The sequence below is a fragment of the Enhydrobacter aerosaccus genome (genome assembly GCF_900167455.1).
GTDB lineage: Bacteria > Pseudomonadota > Alphaproteobacteria > Reyranellales > Reyranellaceae > Reyranella > Reyranella aerosaccus.
Genome location: NZ_FUWJ01000008.1, coordinates 106,519 through 130,059, shown reverse-complemented (window position 1 = coordinate 130,059; position 23,541 = coordinate 106,519). Strand labels below are relative to the sequence as shown.

The 23,541-nt window shown below is 62.9% G+C and carries 23 protein-coding genes, 1 tRNA gene and 1 pseudogene; 11 read left to right on the top strand and 14 right to left on the bottom strand.

Annotation, left to right across the window (positions count from 1 at the left end):
• Positions 1–124: 124 nt before the first annotated feature.
• The 3 genes from B5D62_RS23540 to B5D62_RS23535 all read right to left on the bottom strand — a co-directional run bounded on the left by B5D62_RS23540 (position 125) and on the right by B5D62_RS23535 (position 1,310).
• On the bottom strand, positions 125–637 hold the full coding sequence (locus B5D62_RS23540; protein WP_218191252.1) for a DUF2285 domain-containing protein: 513 nt from the start codon (positions 635–637) through the stop codon (positions 125–127).
• Positions 555–911: a transcriptional regulator domain-containing protein gene (locus B5D62_RS34400; RefSeq protein WP_366842463.1), complete on the bottom strand. Its 357-nt coding sequence runs from the start codon at positions 909–911 to the stop codon at positions 555–557. The genes B5D62_RS23540 and B5D62_RS34400 overlap by 83 nt, the downstream gene beginning before the upstream one ends.
• Positions 912–1,046: 135 nt before the next feature.
• A complete protein-coding gene (locus B5D62_RS23535; RefSeq protein ID WP_085936478.1) occupies positions 1,047–1,310 on the bottom strand; it encodes a DNA -binding domain-containing protein in 264 nt (87 codons plus the stop codon).
• A 237-nt stretch (positions 1,311–1,547) separates the two neighbouring features.
• Between B5D62_RS23535 and B5D62_RS23530 the strand changes: the two genes are divergently transcribed.
• Positions 1,548–1,781 carry a helix-turn-helix domain-containing protein gene (locus B5D62_RS23530; protein WP_085936477.1) on the top strand — a complete coding sequence of 78 codons (234 nt, stop codon included), beginning with the start codon at positions 1,548–1,550 and terminating at the stop codon, positions 1,779–1,781.
• 30 nt (positions 1,782–1,811) lie between these two features.
• A complete protein-coding gene (locus B5D62_RS23525; RefSeq protein ID WP_085936475.1) occupies positions 1,812–2,564 on the top strand; it encodes an RES family NAD+ phosphorylase in 753 nt (250 codons plus the stop codon).
• A gap of 33 nt (positions 2,565–2,597) precedes the next feature.
• Here the strand turns inward: B5D62_RS23525 and B5D62_RS23520 are convergent, their stop codons facing one another.
• Both B5D62_RS23520 and B5D62_RS23515 read right to left on the bottom strand, forming a co-directional pair.
• Positions 2,598–3,116: a PIN domain-containing protein gene (locus B5D62_RS23520; RefSeq protein ID WP_139374047.1), complete on the bottom strand. Its 519-nt coding sequence runs from the start codon at positions 3,114–3,116 to the stop codon at positions 2,598–2,600.
• On the bottom strand, positions 3,091–4,164 hold the full coding sequence (locus tag B5D62_RS23515; protein WP_085936473.1) for a helix-turn-helix domain-containing protein: 1,074 nt from the start codon (positions 4,162–4,164) through the stop codon (positions 3,091–3,093). The genes B5D62_RS23520 and B5D62_RS23515 overlap by 26 nt, the downstream gene beginning before the upstream one ends.
• Before the next feature lie 138 nt (positions 4,165–4,302).
• On the opposite strand from B5D62_RS23515, the gene B5D62_RS23510 reads away from it, so the two are divergent.
• The 5 genes and pseudogenes from B5D62_RS23510 to B5D62_RS23495 all read left to right on the top strand — a co-directional run bounded on the left by B5D62_RS23510 (position 4,303) and on the right by B5D62_RS23495 (position 7,820).
• The gene (locus tag B5D62_RS23510; RefSeq protein WP_085936472.1) at positions 4,303–5,571 is read left to right on the top strand and encodes a nucleotidyltransferase domain-containing protein; all 1,269 of its coding nucleotides are present in this window, start codon (positions 4,303–4,305) and stop codon (positions 5,569–5,571) included.
• 2 nt (positions 5,572–5,573) lie between these two features.
• Positions 5,574–6,008 (top strand): annotated as a pseudogene (locus B5D62_RS34485) (type II CBASS E2 protein); the annotation flags it as partial.
• A gap of 29 nt (positions 6,009–6,037) precedes the next feature.
• On the top strand, positions 6,038–7,123 hold the full coding sequence (locus B5D62_RS23505; protein ID WP_085936471.1) for a CBASS cGAMP-activated phospholipase: 1,086 nt from the start codon (positions 6,038–6,040) through the stop codon (positions 7,121–7,123).
• On the top strand, positions 7,120–7,362 hold the full coding sequence (locus B5D62_RS23500) for a hypothetical protein (protein ID WP_085936469.1): 243 nt from the start codon (positions 7,120–7,122) through the stop codon (positions 7,360–7,362). The genes B5D62_RS23505 and B5D62_RS23500 overlap by 4 nt, the downstream gene beginning before the upstream one ends.
• Positions 7,362–7,820: a hypothetical protein gene (locus B5D62_RS23495; protein WP_085936467.1), complete on the top strand. Its 459-nt coding sequence runs from the start codon at positions 7,362–7,364 to the stop codon at positions 7,818–7,820. Before B5D62_RS23500 ends, B5D62_RS23495 begins: the two co-directional genes overlap by 1 nt.
• Positions 7,821–7,904: 84 nt before the next feature.
• Here the strand turns inward: B5D62_RS23495 and B5D62_RS23490 are convergent, their stop codons facing one another.
• The 7 genes from B5D62_RS23490 to B5D62_RS23460 all read right to left on the bottom strand — a co-directional run bounded on the left by B5D62_RS23490 (position 7,905) and on the right by B5D62_RS23460 (position 16,046).
• Positions 7,905–8,228, bottom strand: a complete 324-nt coding sequence (locus B5D62_RS23490) for a DUF736 domain-containing protein (protein WP_085936465.1) — start codon at positions 8,226–8,228, stop codon at positions 7,905–7,907.
• A gap of 533 nt (positions 8,229–8,761) precedes the next feature.
• Entirely contained in the window at positions 8,762–9,373 is a 612-nt protein-coding gene (locus B5D62_RS23485) for a hypothetical protein (protein WP_170921090.1), read from the bottom strand.
• Between the two features lie 13 nt (positions 9,374–9,386).
• Positions 9,387–10,013: a RadC family protein gene (gene radC / locus B5D62_RS23480; protein ID WP_231714916.1), complete on the bottom strand. Its 627-nt coding sequence runs from the start codon at positions 10,011–10,013 to the stop codon at positions 9,387–9,389.
• Positions 10,014–10,205: 192 nt separating this feature from the next.
• Positions 10,206–11,141 (bottom strand): DUF2493 domain-containing protein, encoded by a 936-nt coding sequence (locus B5D62_RS23475; RefSeq protein ID WP_085936604.1) that lies wholly within the window; start codon positions 11,139–11,141, stop codon positions 10,206–10,208.
• A gap of 301 nt (positions 11,142–11,442) precedes the next feature.
• Positions 11,443–12,483 carry a DUF7146 domain-containing protein gene (locus B5D62_RS23470; RefSeq protein WP_085936459.1) on the bottom strand — a complete coding sequence of 347 codons (1,041 nt, stop codon included), beginning with the start codon at positions 12,481–12,483 and terminating at the stop codon, positions 11,443–11,445.
• A 66-nt stretch (positions 12,484–12,549) separates the two neighbouring features.
• On the bottom strand, positions 12,550–14,679 hold the full coding sequence (locus B5D62_RS23465) for a ParB/RepB/Spo0J family partition protein (RefSeq protein WP_085936457.1): 2,130 nt from the start codon (positions 14,677–14,679) through the stop codon (positions 12,550–12,552).
• A gap of 155 nt (positions 14,680–14,834) precedes the next feature.
• Positions 14,835–16,046 carry a DUF932 domain-containing protein gene (locus tag B5D62_RS23460; protein ID WP_085936455.1) on the bottom strand — a complete coding sequence of 404 codons (1,212 nt, stop codon included), beginning with the start codon at positions 16,044–16,046 and terminating at the stop codon, positions 14,835–14,837.
• A gap of 352 nt (positions 16,047–16,398) precedes the next feature.
• Here B5D62_RS23460 and B5D62_RS23455 point away from each other — a divergent pair, with 352 nt between their 5' ends.
• The gene (locus B5D62_RS23455; RefSeq protein WP_085936453.1) at positions 16,399–19,383 is read left to right on the top strand and encodes a TrlF family AAA-like ATPase; all 2,985 of its coding nucleotides are present in this window, start codon (positions 16,399–16,401) and stop codon (positions 19,381–19,383) included.
• Positions 19,384–19,428: 45 nt separating this feature from the next.
• Here B5D62_RS23455 and B5D62_RS23450 read toward each other — a convergent pair whose 3' ends face one another.
• Positions 19,429–20,310 (bottom strand): DUF2726 domain-containing protein, encoded by an 882-nt coding sequence (locus tag B5D62_RS23450; protein WP_085936451.1) that lies wholly within the window; start codon positions 20,308–20,310, stop codon positions 19,429–19,431.
• 678 nt (positions 20,311–20,988) lie between these two features.
• Here B5D62_RS23450 and B5D62_RS23440 point away from each other — a divergent pair.
• The 3 genes from B5D62_RS23440 to B5D62_RS23430 are packed head-to-tail and all read left to right on the top strand — an operon-like array spanning position 20,989 to position 23,497.
• Complete coding sequence (locus tag B5D62_RS23440; RefSeq protein ID WP_085936449.1) at positions 20,989–21,294, top strand: type II toxin-antitoxin system TacA family antitoxin; 306 nt, start codon at positions 20,989–20,991, stop codon at positions 21,292–21,294.
• 20 nt (positions 21,295–21,314) lie between these two features.
• Positions 21,315–21,815 carry a GNAT family N-acetyltransferase gene (locus tag B5D62_RS23435; RefSeq protein ID WP_231714915.1) on the top strand — a complete coding sequence of 167 codons (501 nt, stop codon included), beginning with the start codon at positions 21,315–21,317 and terminating at the stop codon, positions 21,813–21,815.
• The gene (locus B5D62_RS23430; protein ID WP_085936603.1) at positions 21,812–23,497 is read left to right on the top strand and encodes a recombinase family protein; all 1,686 of its coding nucleotides are present in this window, start codon (positions 21,812–21,814) and stop codon (positions 23,495–23,497) included. The genes B5D62_RS23435 and B5D62_RS23430 overlap by 4 nt, the downstream gene beginning before the upstream one ends.
• Here B5D62_RS23430 and B5D62_RS23425 read toward each other — a convergent pair.
• Positions 23,456–23,532 (bottom strand) — tRNA-Arg (locus tag B5D62_RS23425). The genes B5D62_RS23430 and B5D62_RS23425 overlap by 42 nt on opposite strands.
• Positions 23,533–23,541: the final 9 nt, after the last annotated feature.

The window sequence follows — 23,541 nt, the reverse complement described above, 5'->3', positions numbered from 1 at the left end:
GGACAGGTGGAGTACGGAGTTGCGAAGCACGGCGACGCCTACCCCTTGATCCTGCATCGGCCTCGCACGGCCGCTGGTCATCGAGCGTCAGTCGCGGTGGGCGGCAGACGATCAGAACTCACCATCATCGGCCCTGGAGGAGCTTGCGATAGCCGCCATTCATGATGGCCGTGCCCTCGGTCACGAGGCGAATGACCTGCGAGCGTGCTGCAGACGATTTCCAGGCGCTTGCCGGCCAACGGGCCGCCTCGGCGTCGAGCAGCACGCGCGCGATCTCGCGATAGCTGGCACCTTCCAGATGGCCGTCGAGCGCGCGCAGCATCAGGATGAACCGGCGTCGCTGCATGGCCGTCAATCGCCAACCGCGCGGCAGCGGACCTGCCGATAGACCGATCAGCCGACGGTGCAACCGCCGCACGGCATCGAGCCTAATTCGGAACTCGGCATCGAGCGGGATGAGCACGCCAAGGCGCTGCCGTGGATCCTTTTCGAAGCACCAAAGCTGGAGCGGCCCTGTCGGATCGTCGATCAGGAAATGCCGCCCGTCTTCGGCATCATGAATCTCTTGCGGATACAGTCCAGCAACGGCATCGATACGCGCAGCTTTGAATCCCTTGGGCACAGGGACCAGCAGCACGGTGACCGGGGTCAGTTCCGGCCGCCAAAGATGTGATGCAGTGCCGACAGCAGCTGCCGGGTCGAAAGGGAAAGATCAATCCCCAGCGACGGGCTAAGTCGGCGAAAGCCCGTTGCTGGGTTACGACGCCCACCGCAACATGCTCGCGCATTCGGCTGTAAGCGGCGCGATAGGCCGGGCTCCTCCTCAGGAACTCCAAACCCAGGTGCGAACGTTGCAGATTCTTGAGTTCTTGTGCACGCTTCGGAGATCGCCAGTCAGATGTCGCCGGCATATACGCCTCCAACTCAATTGAACCAAACGCCGACGTTCAATAGGCTGTACAAATTGCAGTGCGCTAGCCCCTACGTTTGGCAATAGCGATGCATTCCATGGCAGGGTGATGTGAGCTGGTAAGCACGGATCTTAATTAGTGCAGCGGCGGACGAAGGAGATAGGCGAACCCGGTCTCAGTCATCCAGCGGGCGCGTGCAAGGTGGCTGTCATGGACGACCTTCGCCCGTTCAGGGTCACGCTGGGCGTCGAGGCCAAAGATGATCTTTACGGCTTCGCGCCAATCGGCCCCCTCTTCTGCCGCGTCAAGGAGCCGGATATAGTCGGCCAGATGGCGCTCATCATAGGTGGTAAGATGTGGCTTATCAGGGGGACGGTCATCGAACGGAACGGTTGTCATCGTAAGCCTCGCCGGTCGTGTTCATTACAGAGACCGAGCAATCTGTGTCGCGTAAAGTGCGGCGGCGACTGCGCGAACTGATGCACCGGGTGCATCGTACTAGGCCCCCCCGGCTATCGCCAAGACGTCCCTCGGCCTTCCGCTCCGGGACGCAGCGTCCATTGAATACCATACCTCCGAACGAATCGGAATGATCGTTCCTGGAACGATCATTCCGATGCAGGTTCCTCTCAGGTCATGGATCTCAAAGAGATCATGGCGGTCAATCTGCGTCGTGTACGTCATGACAAGAAAATTACGCAAGAAGAGTTGGCCGCGCGTGCCGGACTGAGCGCCCGCTATATCGGCGCGATCGAACGGGCCGACGCGTCGGCCAGCGTCTCGGTGCTGGGGCAGATCGCCGATGCGCTGGCCATCGATCCTGCCGAGCTCTTGAGGCGTCCAAAGCGATTCGACCAGGCGCATCGCTAACCGGCTCTTCCAAGCTGTGACCGCACATCCTTGAACGCACGCGGGATCGCCGTGTTCTACGGGGCGGACGAACCGGAGACAGCGCTGGCCGAGGTACGCCCTCCAGTTGGCGCGAATGTGGTCGTCGCACACTTCAAGCTCGTACGCCGCGTTCGTCTTCTGGATCTGAAGGCTTTCGCTGATATTCTCGAGAGAGGCAGCATCTTTGATCCGACATATGCCCCGAGAAAGGAACGGGCGTTATTCCTCGAGAAGCTGCTGAGACGCATGACAATGCCGGTCATGCCCAGCGATGAAGCGCTCGAATACTTGGCGACACAGGCCGTCGCGGACTTCTTGGCATCACGTGTTGAGCCCGAGCTCGATGGGATTCTGTTTCCCTCGGTTCAAGTTCCGGGCGAGAAGCAAAATGTAGTGCTGTTCCACAAGGCAGCGCGCATCAAGGCGATCAAATACCCCAAGGGCACCAAGCTCTCCGTGGATACAGGCATGTTCAATGGTGAGGAGTGGGAGCACGAGCTGACCGTGGTTGAAGAGGTGCCGCCCGAAGAACCCAAGAAGCAGCAGCTTCCCCCTCCGTTCGACACCTTCGATCTTGGCAGGCTTCAAGATGTTGATTGGGACACGACGCCCGATGCCGATGTACGACCGGCGACGCTAGAAGTGGATTTGGCGTCGCTGGAGGTGCGAAAGATCACGGGTGTGCACTTCCATACGAATAACGAGAAGGTGGATCGCAAGCGTATCGAACGTCAGCTCCACCCCCTTCCGGATGAATTTTAGGCGAACATGCCCAGACCAGTTGCGCTGATGGTTTCAGCGTCCCCGTTGAAGCTGACCGATCAGCGCGGTCAGAAGATCTTGCGGCAATCGTGTTGAGGGAGCAGATTGAAGCTGCTGTAAGGCGGCGATCAGCCGATCGGTCGGGCAGGTTCCATGCTCCGCCATGAGACCGGCAGCCCATAGAAATCCGTGAACCTCGATCTTCAACTTTGTGGCGACAGTGCGCAGTGGTCCATCCCCCGTCATAAGGATGCACGAACGTTCCTCGGCGTATGTGAGCGCGACGCAGTCGTTGAAACTGAGCCGCGAGGCGTTGCGGCTGAAATGCGCCAGCGCGGTCGTAACACCGTTGCCATCAAGCGTGCCGATGGTGAATCCAAGCCGAACAAGATCGGTCGGCGAGTAGGTGCCGAGGTCTAATAGCTCCTTGTCGAGGATCACATCGGGTATGACAAAATTGAAGGGGAGCGCCAATGTTGCTTCGATCAGGCGGGTCTTCGCCAGGTCCAGGATTACGGAAGCGTCACTAACGACTATCTGTGACGGTGGCACCGCGCATCTCCTCATCGATGGCGGCGACCGGCTTTCTCAGCAGCTCGGCAGCTTTACTGATGGTGATCAAGCCTTCGGCCAATGCGCGATAGCATAGGCGCTGGAACCGCTGTGGCTGCTCGCGTGGTTGGTCGTCGGCAGTGGCGATCGGCTGCGGTTCAGTCTTGCGCCAGGTGCGGGCAAATGATTGAAACGCATAGACCATGGTCTGTTGCGTGATGATCTCAAGATCCCTGAACCGGACGAGCAGCGCCGCCGCGCTGACGGCGTAAATCTTTTTGGTGACCATGAGTTCTGCAACGCCGAATCCGGCGCGGTGCTTGCCGACCTGATCTCTCACATGGGGGGCGGGCATCAAAAAAGCGCTGGCAAACCGGTTGGCGGCTTTTTCTTCGTCTATGCCTTCGACAATCATGAGGCGATGGGCGAGTTCGTGAATCAGGGTCAGCCGCCGACGCTCTATGCCGTGGTGCGCATTGACGACGACCACCGGAACGGCGGCCACTCCGTCGCGCTCGATCATGCAGGTGAGACCAGAGACGCTATCGGGCAACTCAAGGTGCATGACCTTGATCCCCTTCTCCTCCAGGAGTTCGGTGACATCCGGGATAGGGTCGATGCCAAGCTTCCAGACAGAACGCAGGTCCATCGCCAAGGCTTCGGCGGCTTCGAGGGTGCTGATCTGCTTCGGCGCAAACGGCGGTTCCCACGCCGCCGACTTCAGTTCAAGAACCTCTTCGACCAAGAGATAGCGCTCGACGCGCTCAAGGACGAGCGCCTCAACATGCGCGCGGTCGCGGGCGCTGGTGCCGGATTTTTTCCGGAAGTCGATGGCGCCGAGACGCACCTCGAGAGGCGCGGCCAGAAATTCCATCGAGATGTCGAGCGCCTTCGTCAGCGCGATGAGAACGGTCGAGCCGGGCATCATCTCGCCACGCTCATACTTGCCGAGCGCCTGCGGCGTCACTTGACCACCCATCGCGTCCGATAATCCCCGGAGGGATAGGCCTGCCTTCTTACGGGCGAGTTGTAGCCGGTCACCGAACATGGACTCGACTCCTATTTCGTTTTGTAGTGTAATCTTCGCAACGTAAACCAGTCAAGACAATAGGTCAATAGCTTTGACCTAAAAGAAGCGACCCCAGGGAGACGGTGGCACTTAGGCTTCCTCTAGGAGAAAAAGGTTATGAATCAGATTGTTAGGCCTACCTCCCAAGGTGACGTGATCGATATCCTGCTGGCGGATCTGGCCATCAGGGTCCAGTTATCGCCGTCGAACTACAGTTTGGCGGTTTACCGGGCGAATGTCCTGAGCGACTGGGTCGACCGGCCGGCTAGCCCCCTGCACGGGCGCGTGGTGCTGACGTATGCGCAAGGGTCGATGGCCTACAACGCCACGATCGCCCGCAAGCTGCGGACCGACGAGTTCGACATCGACATCATCGCACAGATCATCGTCCGCCCCGGCATGACGGCTAAGCAGGTCCTCGACGAACTTTACGAGGCGGTGCGCGGCGAACTGGGATCGCGGTACTACAAGATGGTCGAGCGCCGTAATCGCTGCGTCACCATCCACTATGCCGACGGCATGCATCTCGACATCACGCCCGCGGTTCTCGCCGATGGACGGTCGCCGCGCACGAGCTTCATCTTCAACCACAAGCCCGAGGATAAGAGCGACCTCACTGGCTACGCGCTTTGGGCAAACCCGTACGGCTTCGCCGAGTGGTTCAAGGTTCGGACGCCGAGCTCGGATGCATTCGCCCGGGCCTATATGGGCCGCGTCCAAAAGTGGGCGGCCACGCTCGAAGCACGGGCCGACATGGAGGCGGTCCCGGAGCAGAAGCCCCCGCACGAGAAGTCGATGGCGGTGATCGCGCTTCAGTTGTTGAAGCGGAACCGGAACGTGCGGTTCGATGGGCGGTCCGGCCGGCGGCCGCCGTCGGTCATGCTGTCGAAGTTCGCGGCGGAAGTCGCCGTGCAGACGGGGAGCCTGTTCGACCAGTTCCGGCGGCTGGCCCAGCACGTCCACGACACCATCAAGCTCGCCCATGACCGGGGGCGACTCGTGTCGGTCACCAACCCGACCTGCGCCGAGGACGTATTCACCGATCGCTGGCCTGCCTCGCTCAATGACCAAGCGATCTATATCGCCGACCTGAAGCACCTGCTCGCCAAGCTCTACGAGCTACATCGGCCTGATTGTGGTCTGCCCGAGATGCAGGACATCCTCAGCGACCTGTTCGGTGAGACGCCCACCCTGGAAGTGGTTAAGGCATACGCAGAGCGTCTCGGCAACGTGATCGATACCGGCAATGCGTACCAGGAGCGCAGCTCTGGTCGCATCGACGTCGTACGGTCCGGTCTGGCCGCGCCGGCCATCGCGGGTGCGTCCTCGACCACGTCGTTCGCCGCGCCATCCCACAAGTTCTTCGGAACGGAACCACCGGCGTGAACATGCCGCCGACCATCGCGGAACAGATTGACCGCATGAAGGAGCGCTACCCGGATTTCCGGGTGGACGCATGCGACTGGATGGCGACCTGGACTGGGGAACTGAGTCCGATCAGGCGGCCCTACACGGTGCAGGTCAGTTTCATCCGTCGGTCCTGGATCAACGGGCTTGAGTTGATCCACGGCTATGTGCCGCGCGTTCGCCTTTTGAATCCGAAACTCGAGGTGCGCCATCGCCAGACCGGCGAATTCGCACACCATGTCTATTGGGACTTCAACGACCTCGAGCGGTCCCCGTTATGTTTGTATGACCCGGCGGCTGACCCGCCTCAGTGGCGGTGGGACCGACACTTCATTGCTGATCGCATCATACCGTTCACTGCGAACTGGCTAGCTTGTTACGAGAGCTGGCAGGCGACGGGCGAATGGACGGGAGGAGGCCGACATCCGGAGAGCAGGAGAAATTCATGCCTGTCGACGACCATTCACGAAGCAGAGCCGAACCGCGCTCCTCCGGAATCGCCACGTCGCGACGCGTTCCATTGGATTGGCCGTCGGATCGGGACTTTCGCGTCCTCGCCATTGATGGCGGCGGCATCCGTGGCATCTTCCCTGCCCATGTGCTGGCCACGCTGGAACACCGCTTCCTGGGCAGCCGGTCCATCGCGTCCTACTTTGACCTCATCGTTGGTACGTCGACCGGAGGTATCCTCGCTCTCGGCCTCGGCGCCGGCCTTGCAGCTGCCGACCTCCGCGACCTCTACCGCGATCGAGGACACGAGATTTTTCCGACGGGCGGCGTAGGCTGGTTGAGTAACCTGCGGCGGTGGCTGCGCGGGAAGATACGATTGCTGCGGTATAGCTACGATAGCAAAGCTTTGTCTGACGTCCTGACAAATGTACTTGGTGACCGCAAGCTTGGGTCCGCAGCCACGCGCCTGTGCATTCCCTCGTTCGAAGGTGAGTACGGCGAGGTCTTCGTCTTCAAGACACCGCATCATCCGGCGTTCAAGAAGGATCTGTTCGAGCCGATGGTGAAAGTTGCTTTGGCGACCGCCGCGGCGCCCACATACTTTCGGCCGCACCGCGACGGTGGATATACCTTCGTCGATGGAGGAGTGTGGGCAAACAACCCCATCATGATCGCCGTGACGGAAGCATTGACGTCTTTTGATGTGCGCCGCAACCAGGTTCGCATTCTGAGTATCGGCTGCGGTGATGATCCGTATCGCGTGACCGGCTCGAAGATCTTTAAGGGCGGCATGTTTCACTGGAAGGACATCATCCTGGCCGCCATGAGGCTGCAATCCCAGAGCGCCCTCGGGCAAGCCGGCCTGCTCGTCGGACCCGAAAGCCTCGTTAGACTCGACGTTCCAAAATCGGTTCCGAAGATCGAATTGGACGACTGGACTTTGGCTGTCGAGCATTTGCCGGCGGCCGCCGAGCGCGTTGTCGATACTGCAGCAGACCGTATCGTCCGGATGTTTCTGCAAGAGCCGGCTCAACCTTACACACCCGTCTATCAACTTAGTTCAGCCAGAGAACCAACATGAATCAGGGCGACGACAAATACAGGATCGGCGGCGGGTTCGCATTTGTGAGCGCGCCATTCGCGGTTCATCCGAACGACGAACGGCGCGCACGAGCAACCATCAGACTAATGAAAGCGGACGGTCGAAGCCGATCGCAAATAATTGAGGCATTCCGCGACTATGTCGTGAAGCACTCCCCGCTAAGCGAGGAAAGGCAGATGGAGCGAGTCTACGAACGGCTGGATGACTGGTTAGATTAATGGCGGCGATCATGAACGCAGAACCTATGAAGCACGATCTTTGCCCCTTTGAAGAAGGGGATCGGGTGGACCACAAGCTGTTCGGCATGGGCACGGTGAATGGTGCAGCAACTGCAGTGGTCAGCCCTGACATGCACAGGCCGAAGGGATTCCGTGACGCCGGCTGGACCGTGCCCGTGAACTGGGATGATCCCAAGCGTGCGAGTACAAAGGTCGCCTCGTGGGCATTGCGAAAGATGTCATCCCCAGACTCGAGACCTTTCAGCTATTGGAACCGGCAGTGGCAGCCGCTGTTCCAAGAATGGATTAGCGCGCGAAGGACGCTTGAAGCACAGTTGGCGGAGTTCCGGCCACCGCCGACCTCCGACAAAGTCGCAAGGCTGCAAAGGCTTGAGAACGAAGCATTCGACGCTATGCAGGCCTTCATCCAAGCTGAGATCGGCGGCCACCATCCATAGCAACGCTCACGGCCTTCTCGCGCATGGCAGACAAAGGGAGAAGCCCCGCCCGGCGGACCGGGCGGGGCCTCTGGAGGCGTCGGCTCACTCGCCGTTCTTCTTGCGGCTGCGCGACCAGATCAGGCTGAAGCCCTCGCCGTCCTCGTCGTCGAACAGGTTGGCGAAGATCGGTGCAGTGAAGCTCGGATCGTCGAGCTTGAGCGAGAGGTAGTCGCGGCCCTCGTTGGAGCGCTTGGACCAGGCGGCCCCGATCTCGGCCCGGCCGACGAACACCCGGTGGCTGGGCGCGTTGTCGTTGCTCCTGTTGGGCTCGGGGACGATGCGCACACCCCTCGCCTGGACGCTCAACGTGACGATCTCGCCCTGGTACTCGTTGCCGGACTTCTTGAAGGAACCGATGTTGGCCATGTGACTTCTCCTGTGCTGTTTCGAGCCCCGCGACCATCGCGGCCTCGATGGCGATCTGCAGGCCGGAGGCGATCGACGCCGCACCCGCAGGGCCGGAGCAGAGCGGAGGATGGCGGCGGGGCGACTTTCTTGCCTCGCGAGGAATGGGCGAAGCCCAGGGGAAGAAAGTCGAACCGCCGCCGTTGCGGCTCAGGCGATCGAGGTGCAGCCGTCCTCTGGCCAGATCAGCCAAGGAGAGGCCGTGGGTCGCGCGCCGAGCAGCATCCTCGGGAGAAGTCGTGGCCAACCTGAAGGCTCCTGCGCAAGAGCACCGGCACACCAGGCGAAGAGACGGCGGCTATAGCGTAGAAAAAGGACGGCGTCGTCTCAGCCCAACCGATCGCAAAGCAGTGCGCCTCACCGGGTCGCTGTCGGCAGAGTCGGACGAAGGATCGAAGCGCTCCATCCAGGGCTGCGGTCTCCCTGTCGGGTCGAGACACGTGTTCACCGCCCATCCTCGCCAACCTGCTCGATGATTGGGAACGCAGAGGGCGTCAGTGACGCTGGTCGTGCAGCCGCTCGTCAGCAAGCGAGTAAGCGCCCCCGGTGCCCTGTCCGTCCGGCGGCGGGACCAACAGCGTCATGCGCGAGAAGGCCGTGCAGCCAGAGAGAACGGCACCGATCACGGCGAATGCCGTCTGCCACCCGCCACTCGACATGCCGATTCCGGCCAGCGCAAACGACACCTGATAGCCGGCGACCGTTGCCGGCACGGCATAGAGCAGGCCGATGATGATACGGATCACCGGCTTGCGGGTAGTGGCGAAGGCCATCTGCCCGAGCGCCAAGGTCGCGCCACCTGCAAAGAATCCCACGACGAGCCCGCCGATGACACCAGCACCGCTTTGAAGGGCAGCGAGGCCTGCTGTCAGTCCAGCGAGGAAAGGGAGCGCGTAAACCGCGAGCGTGAACAGCAGCCAGCAGAAGAAGCCGAGGCCGAAAATGCTGAGAACGATGCCAATGCCAAGCATGGTGGAACTCCGTGACAAAGGTCGAACGGTTGCGCCTTCCACCACCACCATGGCGCGATCGATTAACTTTCGGATGTGAAGTTGGCCAAAAGGCGGCGCTTTGCGCACCGCCCAGGCCAAAGCGAGCACCGCCATTCCCGGCATCGTTCTAGAGCAATCCAAGTGACCGGAAGGAGGCATGGGTTCCGTGCCCGATCACGACGTGGTCGTGCAGCTCGATCTCAAGCACCTTGGCGGCTGCTTTCAATTCGCGTGTCATCTCGATGTCGGCCCGGGACGGCTTGGGATCGCCACTTGGATGATTGTGGGCAGCGATCAGCGAAGTGGCGTTGAGAGTCAGAGCACGCTTCAGGACCTCGCGCGGGTAGACGGGCGTGTGATTGACCGTGCCGCGCTGCTGCACCTCGTCCGCGATGAGATTATTCTTGGTATCAAGAAACAGGATTCGAAACTGTTCGACCTGCTCGTAAGCCATTGCCGTCTGCAGGTAGGCGATCAGCGCCTGCCAGTTGCCAAGCACCGGCCGGCTGCGCACCTCGGCTTTGGCCATGCGGCACGCGATCTCCCGAACCAAGCGAAACGCGGCGATGTCACGGCCCGTCAATCCGAATGCGCGAAGCTGAGCCGCTTCGGCTGTGATGACATGGCCAATGCTTGGAAACTGCTGCAAGAGGTCAGCAGCCCGAGCGCTACCTTGCGATGAAGTCAGCAATCCGACGAGCAAGTCCTGCTCTGTCGTCTCTGTCGACAGCAAAACGGCAAGATTGCCGTTCATGACGGGACCTTGGCTCGGCGACGCTGATGCAGAAGTCAAAGATGAAGCAGACATGGATCATGTCCCGGAGAGCAGGAAGGGGCGAGCCGCCGCCCGCTCTCTCTGAAGGCCAGCGGCTCACCCGCTCCCGGTCCTCCTCTTGCTCTTGCGAGTCCGGCCATCCGGCGTCGGCAACGAGAAGAGAGGTGGCGCTCACGCGCCACCTGAACCGAAGCGCCAGACCGGGATGCCGAGCTTGCGAGCCTTGTCGGCGAGGTTCTCCTGGATGCCCGAGCCCGGGAACACGATGACGCCGATCGGCAGCACTTCCAGGATCTGGTCGTTGCGCTTGAAGGGTGCGGCCTTGGCGTGGCGGGTCCAATCCGGCTTGAACGGAACGTGCGTGACCTTGCGGGTGTCCGCCCAGCGGGCAGCGATGCGCTCGGCGCCGGTCGGCGAGCCGCCGTGCAGCAGCACCATGTTGGGATGCTTCGCGTGGACCTTGTCGAGCGTGCTCCAGATGAGCTGGTGGTCGTTGAAGTCGGCACCGCCGGTGAATGCGATCTTGGGACCGGCCGGCACGAGGAGTTCGGTCTCGGCGCGGCGACGAGCGGCCAGGAACTCGCGGCTGTCGATCATCGCGGCGGTGAGAGCCCGATGGTTGACCATCGAGCCGGTACGCGGTCGCCAGGCCGAACCGGTGTGGACCTCGAAGCGCTCGGCCGCCTGGTCGCGGAAGAGTTCCATGGCATTGCGGCGCTCAATGAGGGTCAAACCCTGGGCGGTGAGGCGCTCCAGCTCAACGGAGCGGACCTCCGAGCCGTTCTGCTCCTTCTGGCTGCGACGCTGCGCCTGCTCGTTGCCGTCGAGCTCGCGCTCGATGCGGTCGACGGCGCGATGGAACAGGTTGACGGTCGACCACAGCAGGTCCTCGAGGTCGGGTTCGAGACGGGTGTCGGCAAGGGTCGAGACCAGCGCATCGAAGATGTCCACAACGGCACCGGCGATGGTCGGGGCTTCAGGCAATGGTCTCGGGTCGGGCTCCTCCTGGAAGGGACGATGGCCAAAGAGCTGCAGCTCGCTGAGGACGTGATCGGTCGGGGATGACGCGTGCACGGGCTCGAATTCGGGATCGTCGTGGGTCGCCATGATGCTGTCCTTTGTCGGATCGGCCGCGCCCATCGCGGCCTTCGTGGGCGTCGACAGACGGCAGGCGGAACGGTCCCGCACCGCGCTTGCGGCCGGAGCGCAGCGGAGGACGGCGGGCCGAGGCTTTCTTGCCTCGCGAGGAATGCCGGCGCAGCCGGCAGGGGAAGAAAGCCGCAGGACCGCCGTTGCGGGAGCGGGCTGCCTGCCGTCCGATCGCCCCTCTAGAAGGCCGGGGCGCGCTCCCGTTCGGTCCAAAGGGCAGAAGAGCAACCGACGACGAAGCGATTCACCGTGCCCGTGCTCATCCCGTCCCGGCCGAGGCTAGGAAGCGAACCACGTCTTGCGGGACGAGCTGCCGGTGCACCGATGCCCGGAGCCCTTCGATTCCCAGGCGGCGGAGATCGTCATTGAAGTCGTCGAAGCAGGGCGACAGGACGAACGGCTCGATCCCGGCGGCGTCGGCGCGGTTGCACAGGCTGGACATCGCAGCATCGCCAGCCGGGTCGGCATCGCGAGCGACATAGAGACGGCGCAGTGTCGACGGAAGCAGCAGGGCGGCGAGGTGGTTGGCCGAGAGCGCGGCCACCATCGGCAGGGTCGGCAGGATCATGCGCAGGGACAGCATGGTCTCGATCCCTTCCCCGGCAGCCATGACATCGTCGGCCAGGCCGAAGCGGACACCGTGCCCGAGAAGATGGCCCATGGCCCGTCGCGGCGAAGCGATCGGCGCCTTGCCATGACCTGACGGATCGAGCCAGGTGCGGTGTGCTCCGGTGATCCTGCCGCCAGGATCGGTGACTGCGGCTATCAGTGCCGGCCAGGTCTCGGTCGGGCTGTGCTCGTCGGGGCGATAGTAGCAGCGCGGGTGGAAACGCAGCGGGTCACCATCAGGCACAATTACGATGCCTCGGCTGTGCAGGTAGGTTTGCGCCAGCGTGCCAGCGATCGACCGAGACATGCCGTAGAGACGTCGTGCGGATTCAGGTGACCCTCGCGGCACAGGAAGACGATCCTGCCGCGGAGCGAGCGGGACTGGTGGCAAAGCAAGAAAGGCACGTGCCTCGTCCAGAGTATCGCGAAGGCGGTTGAAACCGCGATTGAGGGCGATCAGGTCGAGAAGATCGCCGTGCTCGGCCGTTGCGGCGTCAGTCCAGTTACCAGCTGCGCCCTTGCCATGGTCCGGGCCGCTCAAGCGCACGAACAGGCTGCGGCCCTTCGTGTTGGCGACATCGCCGACCAGCCAGTAGCGGCCTTCGCGGCGACCGTTGGAGAGATAATGACGGCAGACCGCCTCAGCCTGCCTCGCCAAGCGGCGCGCCAGATCGGATGCATTTCCCGACATCGTGTTCTCCAAGAAAAAGGGCCCGCCGTCGCTGGCGGGCCCCTGGCAGTGCGGTTGGCGCTCTCGCTATTCGGCTGCGGTGGCGTGGGCGTAGGGCACGACCGAGTTAGCCTCGGCCCCTGCCCCGTCTTCCACCATGGCCGTTTCGCCGCCGGCTGCCGCCGCTTCTTCGCTCACCGTATCGTCGCGTGCATCCTCGGTATCGATGTCTTCGGACGCAGTGGCGTTGCTAACGTCGCGACCCGGCGTGCGCAGCGGCTCCGGCAGCCATCCGGAATCCGCCAAGAGCGTCTCGGCCTGCGCGGCCATCTCGGCCTTCTTGAGGTGCTCGATGCGGTCACCCGCCCGCACACCTTTGGCCTCCCGCACGGCTGCGAGAATGCGGGCCTTGGTCACCCGACCGAAGTAGGCGTCGATCGTCGGCCTCCAACCGGCCGCGACCATGTCGAGATCGACGGCCTGGGCGATCCGGTCGGCGTGGGCCAACGCGCGAGGCTTGCGATTGTACGCCTCATGGATCGCGTTGACCGACAGGGAGACGCAATGAGCGAAGAGCGCCTGACGGCTGTCGCCGTCGAACGCCATGAGCCCATCCCAAAGTTCGGCCGGTTCCTTCGGCAGGGCGGCGAGCCAGGCCTTATGCCGGGCGTCGAAAGCGACGGCGAGCGTGCTGTCGGCTAGGCCCGGCGCCTGAGCGCTGAAACCGGCGCTCTTCAGGTCGAGCTCGAGACAGGTGTCCTGCGCATAGCGGTAGAACACCTTGAGGCACAGGGCGTGAAGCGCGGCGACGAAGGCGATGTCCGGATTCTCGCCCAGCGCGTGGCGAAGCGCGAGGGTCCGATGGGACGTCAACTCGGTCATCAGCCGGTCGGGGATCGGCTTGATACCATCGTCTTCCTCCGGTTCGCCCGCAGGAGGCTCCGCGCCCGCAGGCACGCTCGTACCGTCATGCACGGTTCGCGCCCCGTTCGTCGGCTCGCCGGCCGGATCGGTCTCGGCGTCGTTCTCCGGGAGGATCGGAAGCTCGTCCTCGGGGCGCACATAACCCCGCTCGATGCGCAGGGTGCCCGAACCGTCGATGCTGACGAAGGCGCCGGCTCGCGCGACCTCCTCGGGATCGAAAGCCTGGGGGCGACCATCGAAGGCGGCCAGCGCCGTCTCGATCTCGCCGAACCGGCGATCGACCTCATCGGGCAGCTCCTCTGCTTCGGCGTAGGTCGCCTCCAGGCCGTCCATCTCGGCTTGCAACGCATCGCGCGTCGCCTGCTCGTCATCGGTGAGCGGAATCCGCTCACCGCGCAACTGCCGCAGGCCATAGGTGTGGCCGTAAGCAAAATCGGGCGCGACATCGATCCACTTCCAGCCTTCGGCGCGGATCGCCTCGGACTGCTCCCGCAGCTTCTCGGCCACCAGCGTGTCGAGGAGACCGGCATCCTGCAGCCAGCCGCCGTCGTCGCCCTGGAACAGGTCGCGCAGGATCACGCCGCCCGCCTCGGTGTAGGCATCGAGGCCGATGAATTGCGCACGCTTGTCCGACGCCCTCACGGCGCCCTCGGTGAGCATCCGGCGGATGACATGCGGCTCCTTGGAATGGGACTGGCTCAGGCGCTCGAACACCTGCTCCTGGCGCTCATGATCGCCGTTGACGGTGAACGCCATGAGCTGGTCCAGCGTCATGCCGTCGTCGGCATAGATGTCGAGTAGCTTGGGCGAGACGGATGCAAGGCGAAGGCGCTGCTTGACGACCGACACGGCGACGAAGAACGCCGCGGCGATGTCCTCCTCCGACTGGCCCTTCTCGCGCAGCGCCAGGAAAGCCCGGAACTGGTCGAGCGGATGCAGCGGCGCACGCTGGACGTTCTCGGCGAGACTGTCTTCCTCGGGAATGCCGTCCTCGCGCACGACGCAGGGCACGGGCGCGGTCTTGGCCAAGCGCTTCCGCTTGACCAGAAGCTCGAGCGCGCGGAAGCGGCGGCCGCCGGCCGGAACTTCGAACATGCCGGTCTCGACGCCTTCGGCATCGCGAACCGGCCGCACGGTGATGCTCTGCAGGAGCGTGCGCCGGGCGATGTCCTCGGCCAGCTCCTCGATCGAGATGCCGGCCTTGATCCGGCGGACATTGGCCTGGCTCAGCACCAGCTTGTTGAAGGGGATGTCCCGTGATGAGGACAAGACGATCTTCTGAACTCGGGTCATGGTCATTCTCCATGACGGGCGGCCGTGAGACTCTCTCTCGACCCTCAACCCGTCATGAAGCGAGCGCAGCCCTCTTCCTCTAGGAGGCTGGGGCTGCGCGGAATCGTAAAGGCGTGGAGGCGTGGACCCGGCTCCACGCCTCCCGTTCCCCGGTATTACCGGACGCTGGAAAGGAGTTTCGCGGCCCTGCCCTCCAGCTCCAGCCGCGCATCCTGATGCGGCTTGGCGCGGGCAAGCGCCGTGATTCCCTGGACGAAATCGAAGACCGACTCCGGCGGCCGCCCTTCCTCCTCCAGCACGGTGGCGATGATCTTCTCGGTCTCGGGACGCGAGAAGCCGCGCCTGCGCAGGAAGCTCTCGCGATCCTCATCGTTGCGCGCAACGACCTGCTCGCGAGCGGCCCTGATCCCCGCCATAAACGGCGCGGGCGATGACGTGGCGAAGCGTTCCAGCGCTGGCGCCGCCTGGTGTGCGAACCGGTGGCTGGCGAACTTGCTGTGGCGGATCGAGATCTCCTCGAAGCCCTCGGCGCCCCATATATTGCGATTCATGCAGACGGCGCGGAGGTAGAAGGACGCCATGCCGAGCGTCTTGGAGCCCACCTCGCTGTTCCAGCAATAGAAGCCGCGGAAGTAGAGGTCGGGATCGCCGTTGGGGAGGCGGCCCGCTTCGATCGGATGGGTATCGTCGACCAGGAAGAGGAAGACATCGCGATCGGAGGCATAGAGGGTGGTCGTATCCTTGGTCACCTCGACGAACGGGTTGTGCGTCATGGTCGACCAGTCGAGCAGGCCCGGCACCTTCCAGCGCGTATCGCCCGTACCCTCACCGGCGATCTTCATGACCGCGGCGACCAGCTCATGGTCCCAGATACGGCCATAGTCCGGGCCGGTGACGGCGCGTAGCTCGATCCGCCCGTCGTCCGCCTCCAGCGTCTTCACCAGCTCGGCGCGGTGCGAGAGCAGCCCATGCTGCATGTTGATGCCGGCAAGCGGCGCCGGAAGCTGCCGCATGTAGCCGGCGGGCGCGCCGACCAGGCTACACATCTGGCCGAACGACCAGTGTGTCGGAGCGATGGGCTCTTCGCGGCCGGGCACGATCAGGGCCAGGCGTTCGGCGTTATCCCGGCTGGCCTCGACACGAAGGGTCCGGGTCTCGACGGTGCGGGCGTTGGCGCGGTCGGCGCGTGCGCGAACGGTGGCGTAGAGGGCGCTGAGCGACAGATAGCGCTCGTCGTCAGGCCGCGAGAACCATTCGGACGACACTCGCCCGATTCGTTCGCCGCGCGAGATGTCGACCTTATAGCCGGCAGAAACCGGCGTGGCACGGAAGGCGTCTTGCCCGGGGAGGATGTTGATCTGAGTCATGGTAGAATCTCCATGACGGGTCGGCCGGGAGCCTCTCTCTCGACCCTCAACCCATCACGGCGACAGCCGCAGCCCTCTCCCTCTAGCGGGGCATTACGGTGCGGCCAGCCTTACGGGAGACATCGACCGAGACGCGAGGCTCGAACGCAGAGGAAGGCGTTCCCCTACTCGCCTCCTATCCTGACGCTGCGCAAACATCGAATACGCAACCTCGGGCTGAGTCTGGTGTAAGATCGATTCGGTATATGACGCAAAGTGAACCGCACACAAGAGCGGTCCAAATGCATCCGCTGCCAGCGGAGCCTGCCGATTGCGCCCACTGGCAGCGGCATCGCCGGCTAAGGGGGGGATTATGGTCGGGAGTCGAGACGCAGGAGGTTCGAAATGGCATCGGTGGGATCCGCATCTCCATGCGCCTGGGACGGTTCTCAACGACCAGTATCCTGGCGCCGATGGCTGGGCACAGTTCCTTGACCGTGTCGAGGCCTCAGACCCGCCGATACGCGCGCTCGGCATTACCGACTACTACAGCGTGGACGTCTACGAGACGGTGCTGGCGAAGAAGAAGGAAGGCCGACTCGCCGACGTTGATCTGATCTTTCCGAATGTGGAGATGCGTTACGGGATCGGAACGGGCAAAGGATCACCGATCAATGTCCATCTGCTTGTGTCGCCCGACGATCCCGAACATGTCGAGCAGCTTCGGAGGTTCCTTCGAGCCTTCACGTTCGATGCCTATGGCGAGTCTTTCCGCTGCGATCGCGGCGATTTGATCCGACTCGGCCGAGCCCACGACACCACCCTGCAAGACGATGGAGCAGCGCTCGCCGCCGGCACCAATCAGTTCAAAGTCAACCCGGACCAACTGCGTGCAGAATGGAAGCGCAGCACTTGGGTCCAGGAGAATGTGCTGATCGCCGTTGCCGCCGGCAGCAACGATGGTACGTCAGGACTGCAGGGCGACGCATCCCTTGCAGCGTTGCGGAAAGAGATTGAGCGGACCGCGCATATCATCTTCGCCTCACAGCCGAAGCAGCGCGAGTTCTGGCTCGGCCGCGGGGCGGCGAGCGTCGAGAAGCTCAATTCGGATTGGGGCGGTCGCAAGCCGTGTCTGCACGGCAGCGACGCCCATGGCCCTAAGGCGGTTGGCACCCCCGACCTCGACCGATGCTGTTGGATCAAAGGCGACATCAACTTCGAGTCATTGCGGCAGACGTGCCTGGAGCCGGATGCGCGCACCATGATCGGTGCGGCGCCGCCGCGCGGCGCCCTGCCGTCTCAGGCGATCACGTCCGTCGCCGTCACCAACGCGCGCTGGCTCAAGACGACGCCAGTTCCGCTCAATAGCGGACTCGTCGGCATCATCGGCGCGCGTGGATCGGGAAAGACGGCGCTCGCTGACATCATCGCGGCTGGCAGCTTTGCCCTATCGCCGCATCTCAGCGAGCGATCCTTCATTCGTCGCGCCAAGCCGCATCTCGGTGAAAGCGCTGCACAACTCGCCTGGGAGGATGGCGACCCGACCTCGAATGAGCTCCGGCATGTCGAGATGGAGGATTTCCTGGATTCCCCGCGCGTGCAGTATCTGTCGCAGCAATTCGTCGACACCCTTTGCTCTGCAGAAGGCGTCACAGACGAGCTGCTCGCCGAGATAGAGCGCGTCATCTATCAGGCGCATCCGTCCGAGGATCGGATGGGGACGACGACTTTTCGCGAGCTGCTTGATCTGCGCGCCGCGCGTGGGCGGGCGACCCGCCAGAGCCATGAGGAAGCCCTTGCAGAGACCGCACAGGAGCTCAACGTCGAGCGTGATCGCCGCGCGAGCCTGCCAAGCCTGCAGAAGCAGCGGATCGAAAAGGTCGGATCGATTGCCAAGGACAAGCGCGACCGCAGCACCCTGATCGGCAAGGGCGGCGAGGAACGTGCCAAGCGGCTCGATACAGTCTCGACCGCCGCGGAGGCGGTGCGGTTTCAAGTCGAGCAAGCGCGTCGCCGTCGCCAAGCCTTACTCGCCTTGAAGGATGACGTGGCTGATACACGCACGAACAGGGCGCCGATGCGCTTGCGCCAACTTCAACAGGCGCATGCGGAAGCCGGCCTATCGGCCGAGAGCTGGAGGGCGTTCCTGCTGGATTTTGCCGGCGATGTGGACGGGATTCTCACGGCGGCCATCACGGCGATGGACGGCCGTATTCGTGTGTTGTCCGGCCCGGCCGCTGGCGAAGTGGGCGCCCCCGCGGGTGCGCAGCTGTCCACGTCGTTGTTGCCGGATGGTGCCGCGCTCGACAAGCAGACGTTAAGCCTGCTCGATAAGGAGGGGGCTCGGCTCCGCGCCCTGATCGGCGTCGACGCCGAGAACGCCAAGGCCTTCGCCCGGCTCTCAGAGAAGATTTCGCGCGATGAGGCGGCGCTCGCAAAACTCGACCGCGACATCGAATCCGCCAACCAGGCCGAGGAACGGATCAGGGTGCTGATCCAGTCCCGACGCGACAGCTACGCGGCGGTATTCGACGGCATCATCGAAGAAGAAAAGGAGCTTTCAGCGCTCTATGAGCCGCTGAAGGCGCGCCTCGAGGCTGAGGAAGGAGCCTTGGGCAAGCTCTCATTCTCCATTCGCCGTTCGGTCGATGTCGCGGCCTGGGCGCAGCAAGGCGAGGATCTCCTGGACCTGCGCAAGATTGGACCATTCAAGGGGCGCGGTGCTCTGTTGGAAGCGGCGAAAGCGGAGCTGCTTCCGGCTTGGGAACGGGGCTCGAGTGCCGACGTCGCCGAGGCGATGGCCAAGTTCCGTGACGCCCATGAGTCTGAGCTGATCGCCCATGCGCCGGTTGATCGCGGCAACGCCGCGGCGTTCCGGGAATGGGGCGGACGCATCTCCGCGTGGCTCTACGGAACCGATCACATCAAGATCGCCTATGGCGTCCAGTATGAAGGCGTCGATATCGAGCAACTGTCGCCGGGGACGCGCGGCATTGTGCTGTTGCTACTGTACTTGGCGATCGATCGTGACGACGATCGGCCCCTGATCATCGATCAGCCCGAAGAAAATCTCGATCCCAAGTCGATCTTCGAAGAGTTGGTCGAGCGCTTTCGTCGCGCCAAGCTGCGTCGGCAGATCATCATCGTCACCCACAACGCCAATCTCGTTGTCAACGCCGACGCCGATCAGGTGATCGTTGCGACGTGCGGTTCGCATCGGCCAGGTGAGTTACCGGAGATCAGCTACGAGAGCGGCGGCTTGGAGAATCCAGACATTCGCCGAAAAGTCTGCGAAATCTTGGAAGGCGGCGAAGCCGCCTTCCGGGAAAGGGCGCGGCGACTGCGCGTGAGAATGTAGGGCTTGGCGGCACCGCTCGTCTTGGCGTCCCACCTGGTTGAGGCTTTATGCCGAGTTGCGTTCGGGCGCCACGGCCGGTCCATATCCGTGGGCGCGGCCAAGCGTCAGCGACTGCCGCATCCTGTCGGCGATGGCGTAAATCTCCGCGAGCGGTGTCGGCGCGACCTCGCCGCGGAGCCAACTGAAGACGCGATCGGCAAGCTGGACGCACAGGATCTCGTCGAGGAGATCACTAAAGCATAACGGAAACTGCTGAGGCCGCATCGCCGTGAGAACGTAGGTGCCCATCGCTTCTGATAGGCGGATATACTCGATGCCACGCATGATGTCGTTGCCGTCATACCCGATAAAGCCTGACGAACCCCAATCGATGATCGTTCCACGCTTGTGAAGCTGTTGGAGCCGGATGCGCGGCTTGGCGGAGAACCAGTACGGAAAGCGTTCGTCCTTGGGATCGACGCTCATGAAGAAGAAGGGATCGAACGGCTCGTCCGGTGGAATGGCGCCGCGTGCTTGCTGTTCTTCGAAGCCCAATTGGAGTTCGTAGACGTCCATCAGCCAGGCCAACAGCGACATGCTCCCGAAAGTCGGCGAGAGGTATTTGCTGTTGATGCGCAGGATTGGGAATCTGGCAAGCGCGCATAGCTGATTCTTCTTCTGATCGCGCGCGATCTGCACTGGCATCGAATGGTACCGGCCGTCGAACTCAACCGCATAGTCCGGCTCCCATTGATTACGGCAAACGACGAAGTCGAAATGGGCCTGCAGGCCGTAGCGCTTTAATTCGCCAACGACGCCGAGACTATCGAGATCGATGACGTCCGCGAGCCGAACCTTCGGATAGACCGAAAGATTCCAGCGGTCGGCCGAGGCCTTGATCTCGCCATGGGCGACTTCTTCATAGCGGTTCACAAGCCGCAGCACCATCCACTCCCTCAGTTTGGTATGAGCTTAGCCGAAAATTCCACAAGGCTGGGGTGCAGTCGTGGGCGGATCGTTGGCGAATACGTAACGGGATGCTCCCGTTGGCGCCGGCTGGTGGGTCGGCACCTTTCGTGCACTGCGCCGCTAATCGTCGAAGGTTCGGAAGTGAGGAACGGGGCCGTGGGAATGGCAGCTGTGCCCACCTGGATTACCTCGCCGCGACACTCATGCTCCACACACAAACCGCGGAACGGTTCTCCGACAAGCAGCACCCGCCTACTGCCTGTTTTCCTACGCCACAGCACGACGACGTGTCGTTTCGGTTGTGTGGGACGCCGCAGATCGGTCCACTAACGTATGGCGCAAAAACGACGTTCACGCCGAGTCCTGTCTGATTGGGCCGGCGATCCTCAGGACCTTTATGACTATGCAGATCCGCCTGCTCCGCGCGCGGCCCGCGCCCCGCTGGGCCCGGCAGGGCCTATCACCGTGACAGATGATTGGCCCGAGAGCGTACCGATCACCGACGCAGAACTCCGTGTCATAGAAAGCCACTTCGCCGACGAGCTGGACGAAATCCTCGGGCCGCGGGCTTGATGACGGGTTTGGTTAGAGGTTGCTTTGTTGGTCAATATGACGTACATTGTTGGCGAAACAAGAGACCCTGTCAGGAGTAGTTCAATGGCACGTAAGCTGGCCAAGACAACACGGGGTATGCCCAACCGAGTTGAGCGTCTCGGGTTCCGTCTGGATGAAGAAACAAAGGACCTTATCGAGCGCGCCGCCCATCTGTCGCGCCGCAAAATCAGCGATTTCTGCGTGACCGCGCTCACCGACACCGCGCGCCGGACGATCGCCGAGCATGAAACGATGGTGCTTTCCGATCGCGATCGCAAGGCGTTCTTCGACGCCTTGGTCAATCCACCCGAGCCGAGCGAGCGGCTGGTGCGCGCTTTGGCCGAACACAAGCGCCGCGTCGCCACCTGATGGCACCACCTCGGCCAGACTTGAGGATCGAGACCCTTGCGTCGCATCATGATCGGGATGGCTTTTCCTGCGGCGTGGACAGCCTTGACCGCTATCTCCGGACGCAAGCGAGCCAGGATGTTCGGCGCAAGGCGAACGGCGTCTTCATCTTGGTCGAGCCAGACAAACCGGATGTCGTACTCGGCTACTACACCTTATGTGCCACGGCGCTGCTGCCAGGCGATGTTCCGCCCGCTGCCCGTAAGCACGTCCCCCGCTATCCGCTCGTCAGCGCCACCCTCATCGGACGTCTGGCGGTTTCAGACAGACGGCAGGGCGAGCGCCTGGGCGCGGTGCTCCTCGCCGACGCGGTGCAACGCGCCTTCGCTAGCGCGGGCACGGTCGGCTCGTCGATGCTCGTCGTGGAGGCGATCAATGAGCGTGCCGCTGCCTTCTATGAAGGAAACGGCTTTGTACGTTTGCCGGACTCGCTTCGCCTTGTGCTGCCGATGCATGCAATCCAGCGACTGGTGAAACCATGATCGACACGGCTTCTACATCCTTTGAGGCGACAGCCGCCAGCACCGCCGCAAAGGCTGCGCTCTATCTGCGCGTTTCGACCGGCCGGCAGGCGGAAAGCGATCTGTCGATCCCCGATCAGCGCCGGCAGATCACCGCCTATTGCGTCGCCAAGAGCTGGGACGTGGCCACGGAGTTCGTCGAGCCGGGCAATACCGCTACGGATGATCGCCGCCCGGCATTCCAAGCGATGATCGATGCTGCGCTGGTGAAGCCGCCGACCTTCTCCGTCATCGTCGTCCACTCCTTCTCGCGGTTTTTCCGCGACCAGTTTCAGTTTGAATTCTACGTCCGCAAGCTCGCCAAGAACGGCGTGCGGCTGGTCTCGATCACGCAGGACCTCGGCAATGATCCGATGAGCGTGATGATGCGTCAGATCATGACCCTGTTCGACGAATACCAGTCGAAAGAGAACGCCAAGCACACGCTACGCGCCATGAAGGAGAACGCGCGCCAAGGCTACTGGAACGGCGCGCTGCCGCCGATCGGCTATCGCATTGTCGCCGCCGAACAGCGCGGCGCAAAGATCAAGAAGAAATTGGAGATCGACCCGATCCACGCCGACACCGTGCGCCTGATCTACAGGCTTGCACTGACAGGCGACGGCGGGAGTGGGCCGCTGGGGATCAAGTCAATCACTACCCATCTGAACGAGCGCAACATCCGGACGCGCGATGGCGGCCGGTGGGGTATTGGCTCGGTGCATCAGATCCTCACGCGTACAACCTACATCGGTGAGCATCGGTTCAACACCCGCGATCACAGGACGGGCGCGGCGAAGCCGGACACCGAGCATGCCGTTATGGCCGTACCGCCGATTGTCACCGAGGCGGAGTATCGCGCAGTCCAGGCAGCACTGAAGGCGCGCAGCCCGCAATGGATGCCGCCGCGCGCGGTCAGCGGTCCAACCTTGCTGACCGGTATTTGCTTCTGCGCGTCATGCGGTGGCGCAATGACACTCCGGACAGGCAAAGGCAGCCGATATCGCTACTACACCTGCTCGACTAAGGCGCGGATGGGCGAAAAGGGGTGTCGAGGCCTGACAGTACCCATGGACAAGCTCGACCGCGCCGTCGCTGATCATCTGGAGTGGCGGCTGCTCGATCCACCGCGCCTGGCGGCGATGATGGACCAATTGCTTGAGCGGCGTGAGGAGTGGAATGAACGCCGACGCGGACACATCGCGGAACTACGCAAGCGCGCCGCCGACGCGGGAGCGAAATTGAAGCGCCTCTATGACGCGATCGAAAACGGCGTCGTCGATGTCGCGGATCCATCTTTGAAGGATCGCGTCGGCGAACTCGCGGCGGTCCGCGATCAAGCCCAGGCCGATGCTGAGCGCGCAACCGCGGCGGTGGAGCGTCTCGGTCCAGCAATCACGTTGGAGAGTCTCAGGCGATTTGCGCTTGCCGCGCGACGCAAGCTGCGGAACGAAGATGGAACATATCGGCGGGACCATTTGCGTGCGCTTGCGCAGCGCATCGAAGTGGTTGACCCGAGCGAGATTCGCATCATGGGCTCGAAAGCCGAGCTGCTACGAACACTTGTCGCCGCTTCGGGCGTAGAATCGGCGACCGCTGGCGTTCGCAGTTTTGTACCGAAATGGCGTCCCCGAGAGGATTCGAACCTCCGACCTCCGGTTTAGGAAACCGCTGCTCTATCCGGCTGAGCTACGGGGACGTGGCGGCG

What these genes read in the sequence shown, in the direction of transcription:
- B5D62_RS34400 (WP_366842463.1), bottom strand. Translation starts at nt 911, where the DNA reads ATGCCGGCGACATCTGACTGGCGATCTCCGAAGCGTGCACAAGAACTC.
- B5D62_RS23535 (WP_085936478.1), bottom strand. Translation starts at nt 1,310, where the DNA reads ATGACAACCGTTCCGTTCGATGACCGTCCCCCTGATAAGCCACATCTT.
- B5D62_RS23530 (WP_085936477.1), top strand. Translation starts at nt 1,548, where the DNA reads ATGGATCTCAAAGAGATCATGGCGGTCAATCTGCGTCGTGTACGTCAT.
- B5D62_RS23515 (WP_085936473.1), bottom strand. Translation starts at nt 4,164, where the DNA reads ATGTTCGGTGACCGGCTACAACTCGCCCGTAAGAAGGCAGGCCTATCC.
- B5D62_RS23510 (WP_085936472.1), top strand. Translation starts at nt 4,303, where the DNA reads ATGAATCAGATTGTTAGGCCTACCTCCCAAGGTGACGTGATCGATATC.
- B5D62_RS23505 (WP_085936471.1), top strand. Translation starts at nt 6,038, where the DNA reads ATGCCTGTCGACGACCATTCACGAAGCAGAGCCGAACCGCGCTCCTCC.
- B5D62_RS23500 (WP_085936469.1), top strand. Translation starts at nt 7,120, where the DNA reads ATGAATCAGGGCGACGACAAATACAGGATCGGCGGCGGGTTCGCATTT.
- B5D62_RS23495 (WP_085936467.1), top strand. Translation starts at nt 7,362, where the DNA reads ATGGCGGCGATCATGAACGCAGAACCTATGAAGCACGATCTTTGCCCC.
- B5D62_RS23490 (WP_085936465.1), bottom strand. Translation starts at nt 8,228, where the DNA reads ATGGCCAACATCGGTTCCTTCAAGAAGTCCGGCAACGAGTACCAGGGC.
- B5D62_RS23485 (WP_170921090.1), bottom strand. Translation starts at nt 9,373, where the DNA reads ATGGCGGTGCTCGCTTTGGCCTGGGCGGTGCGCAAAGCGCCGCCTTTT.
- radC (WP_231714916.1), bottom strand. Translation starts at nt 10,013, where the DNA reads ATGAACGGCAATCTTGCCGTTTTGCTGTCGACAGAGACGACAGAGCAG.
- B5D62_RS23475 (WP_085936604.1), bottom strand. Translation starts at nt 11,141, where the DNA reads ATGGCGACCCACGACGATCCCGAATTCGAGCCCGTGCACGCGTCATCC.
- B5D62_RS23470 (WP_085936459.1), bottom strand. Translation starts at nt 12,483, where the DNA reads ATGTCGGGAAATGCATCCGATCTGGCGCGCCGCTTGGCGAGGCAGGCT.
- B5D62_RS23465 (WP_085936457.1), bottom strand. Translation starts at nt 14,679, where the DNA reads ATGACCCGAGTTCAGAAGATCGTCTTGTCCTCATCACGGGACATCCCC.
- B5D62_RS23460 (WP_085936455.1), bottom strand. Translation starts at nt 16,046, where the DNA reads ATGACTCAGATCAACATCCTCCCCGGGCAAGACGCCTTCCGTGCCACG.
- B5D62_RS23455 (WP_085936453.1), top strand. Translation starts at nt 16,399, where the DNA reads ATGGTCGGGAGTCGAGACGCAGGAGGTTCGAAATGGCATCGGTGGGAT.
- B5D62_RS23450 (WP_085936451.1), bottom strand. Translation starts at nt 20,310, where the DNA reads ATGGTGCTGCGGCTTGTGAACCGCTATGAAGAAGTCGCCCATGGCGAG.
- B5D62_RS23440 (WP_085936449.1), top strand. Translation starts at nt 20,989, where the DNA reads ATGGCACGTAAGCTGGCCAAGACAACACGGGGTATGCCCAACCGAGTT.
- B5D62_RS23430 (WP_085936603.1), top strand. Translation starts at nt 21,812, where the DNA reads ATGATCGACACGGCTTCTACATCCTTTGAGGCGACAGCCGCCAGCACC.